Source organism: Ancylobacter crimeensis, from assembly GCF_023016805.1.
Lineage (GTDB): Bacteria > Pseudomonadota > Alphaproteobacteria > Rhizobiales > Xanthobacteraceae > Ancylobacter > Ancylobacter crimeensis.
In genome coordinates this window covers 292,485-309,111 of record NZ_JALKCH010000004.1, presented here as the reverse complement: position 1 = coordinate 309,111, position 16,627 = coordinate 292,485, and the positions used below count along the sequence as shown (strand labels likewise).

The following is a 16,627-nucleotide window of genomic DNA, read 5'->3' as shown; positions in this document are numbered from 1 at the left end:
CGTGCCGTATCGTCATGGCGCCGCCTTTTCCGGCCATGCGCGAGGCGGCGCGTTTACGAACAGGACCCCTTATGCTCCCTCCTCCCCAGCCCGATTGGGCCCTTTTCTTCGACATCGACGGCACGCTCATCGAGCACGCCGACCATCCCGAAGGAGTGAGCATTCCCAACGACCTGCCCCAGCGCCTCGCCGCCGCCCAGACGGCGCTCGGGGGCGCCGTGGCACTGATTTCCGGCCGCACCATCGCGTGGATGGACTCTCATTTCGAGCCGGTGCGTCTGCCCGCCTCCGGCCAGCACGGCGCCGAGATCCGGCTGGCCCCCGATGCGCCGGTGGTGCCGATCCCCATGCCGAAATGGCGGGCGCCGCTGGAAGAGCGGCTAAAGACCGAGCTCGCCTCCTGGCCCGGCGTCTATATCGAGCACAAACCGTTGTCGCTGGCGGTGCATTTCCGCGCCGTGCCGGAATTCGGCGATGCGATTATGGAGCGCGTGACGCAGGTCGGCCTGTCGATGGGCCCCGATGTCGAGTTCCTGCGCGGGCGCTTCGTCATCGAGGTGCGCCAGAGCGGGCGGGACAAGGGCACCGCGGTCGCCGAGCTGATGAGGACCGCCATCTTCGCCGGTCGCAAGCCGCTGTTCTTCGGCGACGACGTGACCGACGAGGACGGCTTCCGCGAAGCGCGGCGCCTCGGCGGTTTCGCCGTCGCGGTCGGCCCGCGGGCGACCCAGCAGGCCGATTATCGCCTGGCCGCACCCATCGAGGTGCGCGCCTTCCTCAATCGTGTCCCCAAGCTTCTGGAGCAAGCGGCCTCGTGAGTGCGGATCTCGATCTCGCCGCCATCGGCAACGGAACCATCGCCGCCCTCATCGACCGCGCCGGCCGCATCTCGTGGTGCTGCTGGCCGCGGATCAATGGCGACCCGGTCTTCTCCAGCCTGCTCGGCGGCGACGAGCCTGCCGGCGGTTTCTTCGACGTGGTGCTGGAGGGACAGACCCGCTCCCGTCGTCGCTATATCGAGAACACCGCGATCATCGAGACGGTGATCGAGAACGACGCGGGCGCCAAGCTGCGCATCACCGACTTCGCGCCGCGCTTCAAGCTCTATGACCGCATCTATCGCCCCGCCATGCTGGTGCGCCGCATCGAGCCGCTGGCCGGCACCTGCCGCATCACCGTGCGGCTGCGCCCGCAATTCGGCTGGGGCAGCCAGTCGCCCCGCCCGGTGCGGGGCTCCAACCACATGCGCTTTTCCGGCGACGACTTCGCCATGCGCGCCACCACCGACCTGCCGATCGTCTATATCGCCGAGGAACGGCCCTTCGTGCTCGACCGCGCCGGTGTCGTCGTCATCGGCCCGGACGAACCCTTCGCCTCCGGCATCACCGAGACCACCCGCAGCTTCGAGGAGAAGACGCGCGACTATTGGTATGAGTGGGTGCGCTATCTTTCGATCCCGTTCGAATGGCAGGACGCGGTCATCCGCGCCGCCATCTCGCTGAAGCTCTGCGCCTATGAGGAGACGGGTGGCATCGTCGCCGCGCTCACCACCTCGATTCCCGAGGCACCGCACTCGATCCGCAACTGGGACTACCGGCACTGCTGGCTGCGCGATTCCTATTTCACCGTGCGCGCCCTGAACCAGCTCGGCGCGACGCGGACGATGGAAGACTTCATCCGCTACCTCACCACCATCATCGCTTCCGAACCGAGCGGTCGGCTGGCGCCGGTCTATTCCATCGTGCCCGGCACCCCGCTCGACGAGCATTTCGCCGAAAGCCTGCAAGGCTATCGCGGCATGGGGCCGGTGCGAGTGGGCAACCAGGCGGCCGAACAGGTCCAGAATGACGGCTATGGCCATGTCATCCTCGCCGCGGCGCAGATGTTCTTCGACCATCGCCTGCCGCAGCGGGGCGGGCTCTCGCTGTTCCACCTTTTGGAAGGCGTCGGGGCGCGAGCCATCGAATACGCCTTCGAGCCGGATGCCGGGTTGTGGGAGCTGCGCGGCAAGCGGCGCGTGCACACCTTCTCCTCGGTGATGAGCTGGGCCGCCTGCGACCGGCTGGCCCGCATCGCCCGTGTGCTGAATCTTGAGGATCGCGCCCGGTTCTGGTCCGAGGAAGCCAACAAGATCCGCGCGCGCATCCTCTCCTTCGCCTGGAACGAGAAGCTCAACACCTTCGTCGACGCCGACCAGGACGGCCAGCTCGACGCCAGCCTGCTGCTGCTGGCCGAACTCGGCTTCGTGCGGCCGGACGACCCGCGCTACATCTGCACGGTGGACACGATCGGCCATGAGCTGAAGCGCAACGGCTATCTGATGCGCTATGCGGCGGAGGACGATTTCGGCCTGCCCGAGACCTCCTTCACCATCTGTTCCTTCTGGTACGCCGGCGCGCTCGACCTGATCGGGCGGCGCGGCGAGGCGCGGGAGATGTTCGGCAGCCTGCTCGACCGGCGCAACGGCGCCGGCCTGCTGTCGGAGGACATCGACAACAAGACGCTGGAGCTGTGGGGCAACATTCCGCAGACCTATTCCATGGTGGGGCTGATCGACACGGCCATGCGGCTGTCGAAGAGTTGGGAGGAAGCATTTTGGCGCGGCTCGTAATCGTCTCGAACCGGGTGGCCTCTCCGAAGGAAAGGGCCGCCAAGGCGGGAGGACTGGCCGTCGCCCTGCGCGAAGCCCTCAGCGAACAGGGCGGCCTGTGGTTCGGATGGAGCGGGGAAACCGCCGTCGACGCACCGGCCGCGCCGAAGATCGTCCGCTCCGGGCGCGTCACCTATGCGCTGCAGACGCTCGATCCCGACGACCAGCGCGCCCATTATGCCGGCTATGCCAACGGCACGCTCTGGCCCCTCTGCCATTACCGGCTCGGCCTGCTCAGCGTGCGGCGCTCCGACTGGGAGGGATACCGGCGCGTCAATGTCACCTTCGCCGCCTCGCTGATGCCGCTGCTGAAGCCGGACGACGTGGTGTGGGTGCACGACTACCACTTCATCCCGCTGGCCAGCGAATTGCGCGCCCTCGGCTTTACCGGGCGGATCGGCTATTTTCACCACATTCCCTGGCCGACCCCGGAGGTGTTCTACACCCTGCCCTCCCATGCCGCGCTGGTGCAGGACCTCTCACAATACGACCTCGTCGGGCTACAGACCGAGCACGATGTGCGCGCGCTCCTCACCTACATCTCCTCCGAGGCGCGGGGCTGGATCGGGCCCGGCGGCATTGTGGGCCTTAAGAACCGGCGCTTTCGCGTCGCCGCCTACCCCATCGGTATCGACACCGAGATGTTCGTGAAGGATGCGACGCACGCCCAACGCAGCGAGGACATGCGCCGCCTGCGCGCCAGCCTCGCCGGGCGCACGCTGGCGGTGGGCGTGGACCGGCTAGACTATTCCAAGGGCCTGCCCAACAAGTTCGCCGCCTTCGACAATCTGCTCGAGCGCTGGCCCGAGCATCGCTCGCACGTCACCATGATGCAGGTCGCGCCGGTCAGTCGCGGCGAGGTCTCGGAATACCAGATCCTGCGCCGGGAGCTCGAGGAATCGGGCGGCCGCATCAATGGCCGCTTCGCCGAGTTCGACTGGGTGCCGCTGCGCTATCTCAACAAGGTGTTTCCGCGCAACACGCTGGCGACGCTCTACCGCCATGCGAGGGTCGGCCTCGTGACCCCGCTGCGCGACGGCATGAATCTCGTCGCCAAGGAATATGTCGCCGCGCAAAATCCGGAGGATCCCGGCGTGCTGGTGCTGTCCCGCTTTGCCGGGGCAGCGGACGAGTTGACGGGCGCGCTGCTCGTGAACCCCTACGACATCGAGGGCATGGCGGAAGCCATGGACGCGGCGCTGCGCATGCCGAAAGAGGAACGGATCGAGCGCTGGCGCGCCAATATGGAGCCCGTCAGCCGCAACACCATCCACGCCTGGTGCGCACACTTCCTCCGCGATCTCGGCACGGAAGCCGACGCCGCGATCGCCGGACCGGAGAGTCGCGCATGAGCCATGCCCCGCCCTGCGCATCTGCCGTCGCAGATAGGGGTTGGCGCTGAACAGCGGTCTTTGAAGGGCTGTCCCCGTTTCGCGTCATGATGCGGCCCGAATAGGTTGCCGCTGGACCTTAATCTCCGAACCCCTATCCTTGAACCGCCCCATTCCCTTGCTTCTGCTCGGAAATGGGGCGCTTGGTCGGCGATTTTTCTCAAGGTGCTCGCGGCCCGCTGGCGCCAGCACGATGACGGTCCGTGCGCGCGACCAAGCCCAATCGCCGGGCAAGATTAGCGAGAGGCCAATCGCGCTCAGGGACCGATGTCCCGTCCCACATCGGGAAGCCAGCGCACCTGCATTGCAAAGCGCACCTCATTGCCCGGCTGCACCTGGATGAGCCCCGGCTTCTCGGCGAAGGGACGGGTGTCGCCTTCCGGCGTCGCATAGCCGAACCACGGCTCGAGGCAGATGAAGGGCGCGCCCGGCTTCGACCACAGCGCGAATTGCGGCATGCCGGCAAAGGCGATCTCCAGCCCCGGCTGCCCCGGCACGCCGTAGCGCACATGGTGCGAGCGGATCTGGTCGAAGATCAGCGCATCGCGTTCGAACAGGGCAGGATCATCGAGCGTAATCCCCCCGCCCATCGCCGGGCTCGGCTCGGTGTAGCGGGACAGGAGGCCGTCGACCGGGCGATGGATCGGTGCCACCTCGGGCTTCTCAAAGCGGATCGTGTGCTCTTCCGGCGTGCCGCCATAGGGCAGCGGCCAGCGGAAGGCGGGATGGAAGCCGAAGCTCACCGGCAGCCGGGCGGTGCCGGGATTGTGCACCCGCGCCTCGATCGCCAGCGTCGCATCCAGCAAGGTGTAGGAGATGTAGAGGCCGAAGGGGAATGGATACTGCTTCAGCGTCTCCTCGTCCTCGGTCAGTCGATAGATCGCGCGGCTGGCGGTGGCGCTGAGCAGAGTGAAGGCGCGGCGGCGGGCAAAGCCGTGCTGCTTCATCGGGTAGGAGACGCCGTCATGCACGAGCGCATCGTCCGGCAGACGGCCGACGATCGGGAAGAGAAGTGGCGCGCGCCCGGTCCACCAGGCAGCACCTCCGTCCCAGAGCAGGTCGCGGCCATCCGCATCGGTCAGGCGCTGCAATTCGGCGCCGAGCGGCGCGATCTCCGCGGTGAGATGCTCCGACTTCAATACGACCGGCTTTTCCGACATGCGCAGCCCCACCTGTCTCGACTCTGCCCGAGTTGAGGTCTAACCGATCCGATGGCGCCGCGCATCCGGCGTCCTGCCACTTTTCTCGACCAATTCTCCCCGTCGTCCCTTCCCGGTTCCCGCCATGGCCCAGACCCTCGGACCCGTCGCATCCCTCCTGCTCGGCGTGTTCTTCCTCGTCTCGGGCAGTGGCCTGCAAGGCACGCTGCTGCCGTTGCGCGGCGCCTATGAAGGGTTCAGCGCGGTCAATCTCGGTATTCTGGGCTCGTCCTACTATCTCGGCTTCGTGGCCGGCTGCCTCATCGTGCCGCGGCTCGTGCGGCGCGCCGGACATATCCGCTCCTTCGCCGCCCTGACCGCCGGCGCGATCGCTGCGATGCTGGCCCACGCCATCTTCTTCGAGCCGGTGGTGTGGTTCGTGCTGCGCACCATCACCGGCTTCTGCTTTGCCGGGCTCTATCTCGTCATCGAAAGCTGGCTGAACGACCGCGCCACCAACAAGACCCGCGGCCTGGTGATGTCGGTTTACGTGATGGTCGACTATGTGGCCCTCACCGTCGGGCAGATGCTGGTAACGGTGTACCCGGTGAAAGGTTTCGAGCCCTTTGCGCTCGCCACTATGCTGTTCGCCCTCGCCATGCTGCCGGTCACCATCACCAAGGCCGGCCAGCCCTCCCCCATCGAGGCGGCGCGCATCCGGCCGATGCGGCTGCTGAAGGCCGCGCCAGTGGCGATGGTCGGCTGCTTCATCATCGGCCTGACCAACGGCTCGCTCTGGTCGCTGGGACCGATCTTCGGCATCGGGCGAGGACTGACCGCCGACGGCGCGGCGACGTTCATGAGCGCGGTCGTCGCGGCGGGCGCGCTGGCGCAATGGCCGATTGGCCGCTTCTCCGACAGGATGGACCGGCGCATCATGCTGTCCGGCCTTCTGGGTGGCGCCGCGCTGGCGGGGCTGGCGCTGGGCCTCGTTCCCGCGAGCGTGACCGGACTGACGCTGCTCTGCATTCTCGGTGCGCTGTTCGGCAGCCTGGCGCTGCCCGCCTATTCGCTGACCGCCGCCCATGCCTATGACCGCACTCCGCCGCAGGAAGCGGTGGAGACGGCGGCCGGCGTGCTGCTGGCCTATGGCATCGGCTCGATCGCCGGCCCCTCGGTCGCCTCGGTAACCATGGCCCACTATGGACCGGGCACGCTGTTCTTGTTCACGGCGGCGTGCCATGCCTCGTTCATGTGCTTCGTGCTGTGGAACCTGCGCCGCGAGCGTTCCGCCAAGACCGTGGCGCCAGAGATGGCGCCCGCCGCGCCAGTCGGCATGGTGGGCGTGCCGGAGCCGGAAACGCGCATGGAGGCGCCCCCCGCCGGCCCGGCGCCCTTGTCGGGATCCTGAATACAGCCATACCCCTTGAAATGGCTTGGAACGACCCTAGCGCGAGGTCGTTATTGGCGGACAAAACACGGCATAACGGATCTTGCGCATGTTGAAATACGCCCTGTTCTTTCTCGTCATCTCGCTTCTTGCCGGCGCCATAGGGCTCACCAACGTCTCCACGATCGCACGCCGGATCTCGCTTATCCTGTTCGGCGTTCTGTTTCTGGCCTTCCTTGGCCTCGTTCTGTTCGCCCTTCTCGTCGACCGGGCGATGACCACCTCGCTGCTCGTTCAGGCGCGCCTGCTGCTCGCCTGAGCACGGGGCTCACGCCCCGCCGATCAGAACCCCCGCGGCCAGCACGAGCGCGCCGCCGATCACGACCTGGACGACTGCACGCAGGAAAGGGGTCTGCATGTAGCGGTTCTGAATCCACGCAATCGCCCAAAGCTCCACAAACACCACGAGGCCGGCGATGGCCGTCGCGGTCCAGAAATCGGAGATGAGATAGGGCAAGGCGTGGCCAAGGCCGCCCAGCGTCGTCATTACCCCTTCCGCCAGCCCCCGCTTCAAAGGCGAGCCGCGCCCGGAAATGACGCCGTCATCATGGGCCGCCTCGGTAAAGCCCATGGAAATGCCCGCACCCACCGCCGCCGCGAGGCCGACCGTGAGGGTGGTGCGGGAATCCTGCGTCGCGAAAGCCGTGGCGAAAATCGGCGCCAGCGTCGAGACCGAGCCGTCCATCAGGCCGGCGAGGCCGGGCTGCACCCAGGTGAGCACGAATTGCCGCCGCGCCCTGGCATCCTCGACTTCGCGCGCCGGGGTGCCGGCGTGGCGGGCCTCCAGCGTCTCAGCGGTGACGAGATGAACGCGCTCGGCCGCGGCAAGGTCGCCCAGCAGCTTGCGCGTTTCCGGATCGCCCGTCGCCTGCGCCGCGTGGAGATAGAAGCGGGTCGCGTCATCCTCCATCTTCGCCGCTTCCTGCCGGATGCGCTCGATCCCGAGATTCTCCACGAGCCACACCGGTCGGCGGCCATAGAAGCCTGCCACATGCTCGCGCCGGATCAGCGGGATGACGGCGCCGAAACGCCGGGCATAGAGGTCGATGAGCTGGCGCCGGTGGCCATCCTCCTCCTTCGCCATGGCGTCGAAGATCGCCGCCGTGTCGGGATAGTCCAGACGCAGCCGCTCCGCATAAGTCGCATAAATGCGCTCGTCATCCTCCTCGGAGGAAATGGCGAGCGCGAGGATCTCAGCTTCGGAAAGCTCGGAAAAGCGACGGCGATGGTGGAGAAAGCCAAACATGGCCAAACTTTAGAATAAATAAAAACAAGAGCCAACCACACTTGTCGCGCCGACCCGTTCACGTCGACCCTTTGTCGCCCGGCTCTTCGATGTCCTTGTCGTCGTCCTCGGTTTCGACATGGAAGGCGTGGAGCACGTGATGAACGATGGGCGCCAGCACGACGCCGGTCGCGATCACGATGACGAGGCCGGAGAAGATGGCGTAGGAGCCGGCGAAGAGCTTGCCGCCGGTGGTCTTCAATTCGCCCACCGGACCCATGCCGGACAGGATCATCGCCGCATTCAGGTAGGAATCGGAAAAGCCCATGCCCTCGTAATAGCTGTAGCCGGCCATGCCGATGACCAGCCCGAACAGCATGAGGACGCACCACGCCACGATCGACCCGGCAAGGCGGCCAAGGAAGACCCGGCGCGAGGCGAGCGGCTGGGAAATCGTCTCGAACGAAAAAAGCGCCCGCTTCCGGGCGCTTTTCGTTTGTCTGTCCTGCCCGACGCGAGGCGAACGGTTCGGCGTCACGCCCCGCCCCGTCAGTTGTCGAGGAAGCTGCGCAGCTTGCGCGAGCGGCTGGGGTGCTTGAGCTTGCGCAGCGCCTTGGCTTCGATCTGGCGGATGCGCTCGCGCGTCACCGAGAACTGCTGGCCGACCTCTTCCAGCGTGTGGTCGGTGTTCATGCCGATGCCGAAGCGCATGCGCAGCACGCGTTCCTCACGCGGGGTGAGCGAAGCCAGCACGCGGGTGGTGGTCTCGCGCAGATTGGACTGGATCGCGGCGTCGATGGGCAGGATCGCGTTCTTGTCCTCGATGAAGTCGCCGAGGTGGCTGTCTTCCTCGTCGCCAATCGGGGTTTCGAGCGAGATCGGCTCCTTGGCGATCTTCAGGACCTTGCGCACCTTTTCCAGCGGCATCCCGAGCTTCTCGGACAGTTCCTCCGGGGTCGGCTCGCGGCCGATCTCGTGGAGCATCTGCCGCGAGGTGCGCACGATCTTGTTGATCGTCTCGATCATGTGCACCGGGATGCGGATGGTGCGGGCCTGGTCGGCGATCGAGCGGGTGATCGCCTGCCGAATCCACCAGGTCGCATAGGTCGAGAACTTGTAGCCGCGGCGGTACTCGAATTTGTCGACCGCCTTCATCAGGCCGATATTGCCTTCCTGGATGAGATCGAGGAACTGCAGGCCGCGGTTGGTGTATTTCTTGGCGATGGAAATGACGAGGCGCAGATTGGCCTCCACCATTTCCTTCTTCGCCTGCCGGGCTTCTCTCTCGCCCTTCTGCACCATCTGGACGATCTTGCGGAATTCCTGGATTTCCAGCCCCGTCTCGGTTGCGAGCGAGTGGATCTCGGACCGCAGGTCGCGAATGGCGTCCAGCTCTTGCCCGACAAAGCCCTTCCAACCGCGCGAAGCGAGGTTCTTCACCCGCATGATCCATTTCGGATCGAGCTCGGAACCCTGATACTGCTTGAGGAAGTCTTCGCGGGAGACGCCGAAGCTCTCGGCAAGGCGCATCAGCCGGCCCTCGAGCGAAACGAGGCGCTTGTTGATGTCGTAGAGCTGCTCAACGAGGTTGTCGATGCGCGCCTGGTTCAGCGACAACGACTTCACGTCGAGGATCAGGTCGTCCTTGAGCTTCTTGTAGCGCCGCTCCTGCGAGGGCGAGAGGCTCTCGCTCTTCAGCTTGGATTCGACGTTCTGGTCCTGCAGCCGGCGCAGGCGCTTATAAGCGTCGGCGACGCGGTCGAAGGTTTCCAGCACCTTCGGCTTGATCTCGGCTTCCATCGCGGCGAGCGACAGGGAGTTCTCCATGTCGTCGTCGTCATCGGCCGCGATGCTCTCGCCGATGGTCTGTTCGCGCTCCTCGTCACCTTCCGGTGCCAGCGCACCGCCGTCGACCAGCGGGGCGTTCTTGCCCTCGGGACCGGCATAGGTAGCTTCAAGGTCGATGATGTCGCGCAGGAGGACCTTGCCCTCCACGAGTTCGTCACGCCAGATGATGATGGCCTGGAAGGTCAGCGGGCTCTCGCACAGACCGGCGATCATCGCCTCGCGGCCGGCCTCGATGCGCTTGGCGATGGCGATCTCGCCCTCGCGGGACAGCAGCTCGACCGAGCCCATCTCGCGCAGATACATGCGCACCGGATCGTCCGTGCGCTCGCCTGGCTCGGACTTGGTCTCAGACCGGATGACCGCGCGCGGAGAGGCCTCCGCGACCTCGCCGCCGGACTCCTCTTCCTCGTCCGCCGCCTCGCCGGCTTCCTCGGCCTGCTCTTCCGCCTCGGCTTCCTCGGCCTCGATCACGTTGATGCCCATCTCGTTGAGCATCGCGTAGATGTCCTCGATCTGGTCGGAGGACACCTCGTTCGAGGGCAGGACGTCGTTCAGCTCGTCATACGTGACATAGCCACGCTTCTTGGCGAGCTTGATCATCTTGCGGACGGCGGCATCCGAAAGATCGAGCAACGGGCTGTCCGGGGTGTCGCCATCCTTCTCCGGGGCTTCCGTTGCTTCCGCCGCCTGCTTCGCCATGCGTGTGCTCCTCAACCACCGAATCCGTCATCGACCCCGCGCTTCCGGCAACCGCGGGTGCGGCACCGTGCCTGCACACTGTTTCCAAAGACATTCGCGGCGCCGGCCTTCCGGCCGATCCCGCAACGCTCCCAGCAACAGCCGTGCCGGTTTCGACGCAAATGAGGCCACACGCACCACGCGCTTTTCCACGCACGCGGGCGAGCGACCCCAGAACTCCTACATACCGCGCGCCGAGCGACCCGACGCAGCGCCGAACCCCTCTACCAAAGCTTCGGTCCCGTCAAGTGCCGCGATTCGTTTTTGGACGTCCAGGAAGCGAGCCCAGTTCATCTCGGTCGGCTCCTGCGCCAATGCGGTCTCGGCTTCCTTCAGCTCCCTAGATAGGGCGTGGGACCTTTGGTGCAAGGCCATGCGCTGATGCCACCACAGTTCCACGTCGCTGCGCCCGGCATCGGCAAAGGCCGGCCAATCGTGACGGGCGACGGCGCTGGCCCGCACGCGGGCCACCAGTTCATCGAACCCCATCGCGGACATGCGTCCGGCGAGATGCTCGGCGGTCTCCGTTTCACCTTCGCCATGTGCATCGAGCAACGCCTGCCGGAGCGTGACCGCCTCCCGGCTGGCGAAGGGCAGTTCCGCCAGTTCCTCCGCATGATGATCGAGCAAGAAGGGATGGTTCAGCGCGGCGAAAAGAAGCAATGCCTCGTTGCGCGGCAGGCCGGCGGCAACGCCGCGCACCACCGCCGAGCGGCGGACCCCTTCGCCGGCCACCGGCGGCGCCTCCACGGCATCGAACGGGCGCCGTCCGCGCTGGCGTGCCCCGCCCGGAGCCCGGCGCGCGCCGGGGCCGCCGGACGAGGGGGATGGCGCGAACAGCTTGCGGAAACGATCGGAAAGATCGGCGCGATAGTGCTTGCGCACCGTCTCGTCGGCGATCTGGCGGATGATCTCGCCGATCCTTGCCTCCAGAGCGGCGCGGCGCTCCGGCGTATCGAGCGCAGCGCCCTCGGTTTCGCGGTTCCACAGCACCTCGGCGAGCGGCCGCGCCCCGTCGAGTACAGAAGCTGCGGCCTCGCGCCCGCCATGGCGCACCAGATCGTCGGGATCCTGTCCATCCGGGAGCGTGCCGAAGCGCAGGCTCATGCCGGGCTTGAGATGCGGCAGGCCGATATCGACCGCCCGCCACGCCGCCCGCCGCCCGGCCTTGTCGCCGTCGAACAGGAGGATCGGCTCGGGCGCCATCTTCCACAGAAGGGCAAGCTGGTCTTCGGTGAGCGCGGTGCCGAGCGGGGCGACAGCGCCGGGAAAGCCGGCTTCCACCAGCGCGATCACGTCCACATAGCCTTCCACCACGATCACCGGCTCGCCCTTGTGGGCCGCGGCGCGGGCGTTGAAGCCGTTATAGAGCAGTGATCCCTTGTGGAAGAGCTGGGTCTCCGGCGAATTGAGATATTTGGCCGGCACGTCCTTTTCGAGGGCCCGGCCGCCAAAGGCAACCACCCGGCCGCGCAGGTCGGTGATCGGGAACATCACGCGGTCGCGGAACCTGTCATAGGGCACGGGAATGTCCGGCCCCGCGATCAGCAGCCCGGCCTCGACCATGTCCTCCACCGGCACGCCATTGCCGCCCAGCGCCTCCTTCAGCGCGAAGCGCTCTGCCGGGGCATAGCCGAGCCTGAAGCGGGCCTGCGTCGAAGGGCCGAGCGCGCGGTCGGCGAGATAACCCCGGGCCTTGGCGCCGGCGCGCCCCTGAAGGCAGGACTCGAAGAATTTCGCCGCCAGTTCCAGCACCTCGTGCAGGGTCTTGCGACGGGTCTCGCGTACCTCTTCCTCGCGCGAGACGACAGGCATCTGCAGTCCGGCCATACCGGCGAGCCGCTCCACCGCCTCGGGAAAGGGCAGCCCCTCGGTCTCCATGAGGAAATCGAACTGGTCGCCATGCTTGCCGGAGGAGAAGCAGTGATAGAAGCCCTTCTGGTCGTTTACATAGAAGGAGGGCGTCTTCTCCGGGTTGAAGGGCGAGAGGCCCCGCCATTCCCGCCCCTGCTTCTTCAAGGGCACGCGCTTGCTCACGACCTCCGAAACCGGAAGCCGCATGCGGATCTCATCGAGAAAGGCGGGCGGGAATCGCATCGTGTGAATCAGCTCCCGGCGATGGATCTGCTTCTAGCAGGCCACCCCGCATCCGGCGGTCGGGCCGCCCGCCTGCCACCGTTCACAAGATGGGGATTGCCGACGCTGTGCCCGCAATCCCCGCTGTTCACCGGCGCCGGGGCGCCGGGGCATCGGCTCAGCCGGCGGTCAGCAGGCCCTTCACCGTTCCGCTGGCCTTGGCGAAGTCCATGGTACCCGTGTAACGCTCCTTGAGCGCCGCCATGGTACGGCCCATGTCCTTGAGCCCCTGCGCGCCGATCTCCTCGATCACCGCCTTCACCGCGGCGGCGGCCTCGGCCTCGGTCATCTGCTTCGGCAAGAAGCCCTGGATGACCACCACCTCGTCCCGCTCCTGCGTGGCGAGATCGACACGGCCGGCCTCCTCATAGACCTTCGCGGATTCCTCGCGCTGCTTGATCATCTTGGTCAGCAGCCCGAGCACTTCGTCGTCGGACAGGGGGTCGCGACCATGGCCGCGCGCCTCGATGTCGCGATCCTTGATCGCGGCGTTGATGAGACGCAGCGTCCCCAGCCGGAGCTTGTCCTGGGCCTTCATCGCATCCTTCAGGGACGCGTTGATCGCATCGCGCAGCACGTGTGCCTCGTCTTTCCGTATGAGGAGGATACGTCGGCGCCACAAGGTGACGGCCATCCTCTTGCCAAATGTTCATCGTCGATGCCGGAGCGGCGGCGCCATGGGAAACGCCTCCGTAACCGCAGCCCCGCTCGCGCATTAAGGCGGCAGCGCCCCACGAAAGCCGCGCCGCTGCGCGAAACACGGAGGCCGCCCCTACCGTCATGCGGGTCTGCTGCGCCTTAACGGCGCTGGCATCCGGCGCGGTGAACGATTAATTAGGCCAGCGATGACGCAGGAACAAGACGAGATGAGCGGCACCGATCCCCACAACACCCCCGCGCCCGAAGCGCATGACGATGCCTGGGCCGAGCCGGCCGCCACAGCCGTATTGGTGCTCGCGGACGGAACCGTGATCAAAGGCATCGGCCTCGGCGCGAGCGGCCATGCCGTCGGCGAGGTGTGTTTCAACACAGCAATGACCGGTTACGAGGAAATCCTCACCGACCCGTCCTATGCCGGGCAGATCATTACCTTCACCTTCCCCCATATCGGCAATGTCGGCACCAACGAGGAAGACATCGAAACCGTCTCGATGGCCGGCGCGTCGGGCGTGCGCGGCGTGGTGCTGCATTCCTCGATCACCGATCCGTCGAACTACCGTGCCACCCGCAATTTCGACCAGTGGCTCAAGGCCCGCGGCATCGTCGGCATCGCCGGTATCGACACCCGCGCCCTGACCGCACTGATTCGCGACAAGGGCATGCCGAATGCGGTGATCGCCCATGCCGAGAACGGCGTGTTCGACATGGCCGCGCTGAAGCAGGAAGCCGCCGGGTGGCCGGGCCTCGTCGGCATGGACCTCGTGCCCATGGTCACCAGCGGCCAGCGCTTCACCTGGGACGAGACGCCGTGGGAATGGGGCAAGGGCTATGGCCGGCAGGAGGCGCCGGCCCACCATGTCGTCGCCATCGACTACGGCATCAAGCGCAACATCCTGCGCCTGCTCGCCCGCGCCGGGTGCAAGGTGACGGTCGTGCCCGCCACCACCTCCTCCGAGGACATCCTCGCACTCGCCCCCGACGGTGTGTTCCTGTCGAACGGCCCCGGCGATCCGGCGGCGACGGGTGAATATGCAGTGCCGGTGATCCGCGACATCATCGACCGCGGCATCCCGACCTTCGGCATCTGCCTCGGTCACCAGATGCTTGGCCTCGCGGTCGGCGGGCGCACCACAAAGATGCACCAGGGCCACCACGGGGCGAACCACCCGGTGAAGGACATGACCACCGGCAAGGTCGAGATCACCTCGATGAATCACGGCTTCGCGCTCGACCGCGACAGCCTGCCGGGCACCGCGAAGGAGACGCATGTCTCGCTCTTTGACGGCTCCAATGCCGGCATAGAGCTCACCGACAAGCCGGTCTTCTCGGTGCAGTACCACCCCGAGGCGAGCCCCGGGCCGCAGGACAGCCACTATCTGTTCGACCGGTTCGTGGATCTGATCGCCAAGACCAAGAGGGCGGCCTGAGGCCGCCTTGCCGGACTATCGTCCTGAAGAGGCCGGGAGCATGCTCCCGGCCTTTTTCGTCAGTGCCGGCCGTCGTTCAGAAGCGAGAAGACCTGCGCATAATCGCCGCGCGCCTCGGCCCCACGCAGGAAGCCGACCCGCTCCACGCAGATCTCCGGCCCCTTCGGGTTGGCCTTGAGCAGCGCCACAGTCTCGCTGATGAAAGCGTCCAGCGGCATCGAATTCGGGTTCTGCGCATGGCCGGGCATCAGGTCGGTGGCGACCGCCGGCGGGGCGATCTCGATGACGCCCACCGAGGTCTCGCGCAGCTGGTGGCGCAGCGACTGGCTCCAGGAATGGATCGCCGCCTTGGTCGCGTTGTAGGTTGGGGTCGCCGTCAGCGGAACGAAGGCGAGGCCGGAGGAGACCGTGATCACCGTCGCATCCTTCTGCCGGCGCAGATGGGGAAGGAGCGCGGCGGTGAGGCGGATGGGGCCAAGCAGATTGGTCGCGATCGTGGCTTCCGGCACGGACAGGTCGACCGGATCGGCCGTCAGGTCCTCCGCGATCATAATACCCGCATTGTTGATCACGACGTTGAGGGCAGGAAACTCCTCGACGATGCGCGCCCCGAAAGCCGCCACGGAGGCCGCGTCCGCCATGTCGAGCACGCGCCACTCGATGCCGGGATGGGCCTCCGCCGTCGCGCGGAGCGTGTCCTCGCGGCGGCCCGTGATGATGACCTTGTTGCCCTCCGCCTGCAGCGCCACGGCCAGCGCCTGGCCGATGCCGGCATTGCCGCCGGTGAGGAGGATGGTGTTGCCGGTGATGTCCATGAGAGCGCCTCGCTTCAGGCCGTTGCGGATGGAGAGGCTTTTAGGATAGTTACTTTCCAATGGAAAGAAGGCACCCGAATGTTCGATACTTACCCGATGGAGAGTAACGATGCGTGACGCACCGCTGGTGGCCGCCTGTTCCGGAGAGCCGCGGCCTGCCGACCCGGCCGCCATCGACCCGCGCATCGAGACCCTGGTGAACGAGGTGATCGGGCGGGTCGCCGACAAATGGACAATGATCCTCCTTGAAGTGCTGGTCGAGCACCGCGAGTTGCGCTTCTCGCAGATCGCCAAGCGCGCGGACGGCATCAGCCAGAAGATGCTGACCCAGACCCTGCGGCAGATGGAGCGCGACGGCCTCGTCGCCCGCACCGTCCACGCCGTGGTGCCCCCGCGAGTGGATTACCGGCTCACCGACCTCGGCCACACGCTAAGCGAAGCGTTCTGCGGGGTGTGGCTGTGGGCGGAGAGGAATGTCGAGCGGATCGAGGCAAGCCGTGCGGCTTTCGATCGCCGGGCGAAAGACTGAGAGCGAGGGGCTGACGGCCAGCAGTGGGAACCCGACGGGCGCCACAGCGGTTGCGCAAGGGCCCTTCGCCCGCCGCTTGCCCGGAGCTCTTCATGCCCGTTCCCGAGACCCTGCACTTCGCGCCGTCGCACGGCGTACCGAACAATCCGCGACTGCCGGTCCTTTATTATCGCACCGTGCTGATCGGCACCCCAGCCACGATCGAATCGTTGATACAGGCGAACGGGTGGGAACCGCGATGGCGCAACGGGGTCTATGACTTCCACCACTTCCATTCCACGGCGCATGAGGCGCTGGCGGTCGCGCATGGCACGGCGAGCGTGATGCTGGGCGGGGAAGACGGAATGGTCCTCGACATCGGGCCCGGCGACATCCTCATCCTGCCGGCCGGCACCGGCCACAAGCGGATCACGGCCAGCGACGACTTCCTGCTGATCGGCGCCTATCCGCCCGGCCAGGACTACCAGATCGAGCGCCCGGATGCGGGCAGGCCGGACGCCGCCCTCGCCCGCATTGCCGTCGTTCCCTTGCCGGACAGCGACCCCGTGACGGGGCGAGACGGCGCGCTGCCGGCACTTTGGAGGGCGGCGACGGACAAGCCGGCGTGATGTCCGGCAGG

15 protein-coding genes are annotated in these 16,627 nt (G+C 66.5%); 8 read left to right on the top strand and 7 right to left on the bottom strand.

The features are described 5' to 3' along the window. The first annotated feature begins 71 nt into the window (after positions 1–71). Genes otsB through otsA form a run of 3 tightly spaced genes read left to right on the top strand, consistent with a single transcriptional unit; the run spans position 72 to position 4,002 of the window. Positions 72–818 carry a trehalose-phosphatase gene (otsB, locus tag MWN34_RS07650; RefSeq protein ID WP_247028196.1) on the top strand — a complete coding sequence of 249 codons (747 nt, stop codon included), beginning with the start codon at positions 72–74 and terminating at the stop codon, positions 816–818. Then, complete coding sequence (locus MWN34_RS07645) at positions 815–2,611, top strand: glycoside hydrolase family 15 protein (protein ID WP_247028195.1); 1,797 nt, start codon at positions 815–817, stop codon at positions 2,609–2,611. The genes otsB and MWN34_RS07645 overlap by 4 nt, the downstream gene beginning before the upstream one ends. After that, entirely contained in the window at positions 2,596–4,002 is a 1,407-nt protein-coding gene (gene otsA / locus MWN34_RS07640; protein ID WP_247028193.1) for an alpha,alpha-trehalose-phosphate synthase (UDP-forming), read from the top strand. The genes MWN34_RS07645 and otsA overlap by 16 nt, the downstream gene beginning before the upstream one ends. Before the next feature lie 296 nt (positions 4,003–4,298). Here otsA and MWN34_RS07635 read toward each other — a convergent pair whose 3' ends face one another. Beyond that, complete coding sequence (locus MWN34_RS07635; RefSeq protein ID WP_247028191.1) at positions 4,299–5,201, bottom strand: aldose 1-epimerase family protein; 903 nt, start codon at positions 5,199–5,201, stop codon at positions 4,299–4,301. 124 nt (positions 5,202–5,325) lie between these two features. Here MWN34_RS07635 and MWN34_RS07630 point away from each other — a divergent pair, with 124 nt between their 5' ends. After that, positions 5,326–6,591, top strand: coding sequence for an MFS transporter (locus MWN34_RS07630; RefSeq protein WP_247028189.1), 1,266 nt, complete (start codon positions 5,326–5,328; stop codon positions 6,589–6,591). Between the two features lie 88 nt (positions 6,592–6,679). Next, positions 6,680–6,889: a DUF1328 domain-containing protein gene (locus tag MWN34_RS07625; RefSeq protein WP_247028187.1), complete on the top strand. Its 210-nt coding sequence runs from the start codon at positions 6,680–6,682 to the stop codon at positions 6,887–6,889. A gap of 9 nt (positions 6,890–6,898) precedes the next feature. Here MWN34_RS07625 and mbfA read toward each other — a convergent pair whose 3' ends face one another. The 5 genes from mbfA to MWN34_RS07600 form a co-directional block, all read right to left on the bottom strand. Then, the gene (gene mbfA / locus MWN34_RS07620) at positions 6,899–7,876 is read right to left on the bottom strand and encodes an iron exporter MbfA (RefSeq protein ID WP_247028185.1); all 978 of its coding nucleotides are present in this window, start codon (positions 7,874–7,876) and stop codon (positions 6,899–6,901) included. A gap of 58 nt (positions 7,877–7,934) precedes the next feature. After that, the gene (locus MWN34_RS07615; protein ID WP_247028183.1) at positions 7,935–8,234 is read right to left on the bottom strand and encodes a hypothetical protein; all 300 of its coding nucleotides are present in this window, start codon (positions 8,232–8,234) and stop codon (positions 7,935–7,937) included. 170 nt (positions 8,235–8,404) lie between these two features. Next, positions 8,405–10,402 carry an RNA polymerase sigma factor RpoD gene (rpoD, locus tag MWN34_RS07610; protein ID WP_247028181.1) on the bottom strand — a complete coding sequence of 666 codons (1,998 nt, stop codon included), beginning with the start codon at positions 10,400–10,402 and terminating at the stop codon, positions 8,405–8,407. A gap of 219 nt (positions 10,403–10,621) precedes the next feature. After that, entirely contained in the window at positions 10,622–12,538 is a 1,917-nt protein-coding gene (gene dnaG / locus MWN34_RS07605) for a DNA primase (protein ID WP_247028179.1), read from the bottom strand. A 157-nt stretch (positions 12,539–12,695) separates the two neighbouring features. Further along, the gene (locus MWN34_RS07600; protein WP_247028177.1) at positions 12,696–13,154 is read right to left on the bottom strand and encodes a GatB/YqeY domain-containing protein; all 459 of its coding nucleotides are present in this window, start codon (positions 13,152–13,154) and stop codon (positions 12,696–12,698) included. Between the two features lie 289 nt (positions 13,155–13,443). Between MWN34_RS07600 and carA the strand changes: the two genes are divergently transcribed. After that, the gene (gene carA, locus MWN34_RS07595) at positions 13,444–14,664 is read left to right on the top strand and encodes a glutamine-hydrolyzing carbamoyl-phosphate synthase small subunit (protein WP_247028175.1); all 1,221 of its coding nucleotides are present in this window, start codon (positions 13,444–13,446) and stop codon (positions 14,662–14,664) included. A gap of 59 nt (positions 14,665–14,723) precedes the next feature. Here the strand turns inward: carA and MWN34_RS07590 are convergent, their stop codons facing one another. Beyond that, positions 14,724–15,479: an SDR family oxidoreductase gene (locus tag MWN34_RS07590; protein ID WP_247028173.1), complete on the bottom strand. Its 756-nt coding sequence runs from the start codon at positions 15,477–15,479 to the stop codon at positions 14,724–14,726. Positions 15,480–15,588: 109 nt separating this feature from the next. Here MWN34_RS07590 and MWN34_RS07585 point away from each other — a divergent pair, with 109 nt between their 5' ends. Together MWN34_RS07585 and MWN34_RS07580 are read left to right on the top strand one after the other, a co-directional pair. Beyond that, positions 15,589–16,008 carry a winged helix-turn-helix transcriptional regulator gene (locus MWN34_RS07585; RefSeq protein WP_247028171.1) on the top strand — a complete coding sequence of 140 codons (420 nt, stop codon included), beginning with the start codon at positions 15,589–15,591 and terminating at the stop codon, positions 16,006–16,008. 92 nt (positions 16,009–16,100) lie between these two features. After that, positions 16,101–16,616 carry a cupin gene (locus MWN34_RS07580; RefSeq protein WP_247028169.1) on the top strand — a complete coding sequence of 172 codons (516 nt, stop codon included), beginning with the start codon at positions 16,101–16,103 and terminating at the stop codon, positions 16,614–16,616. The last annotated feature ends 11 nt before the right edge of the window (positions 16,617–16,627 follow it).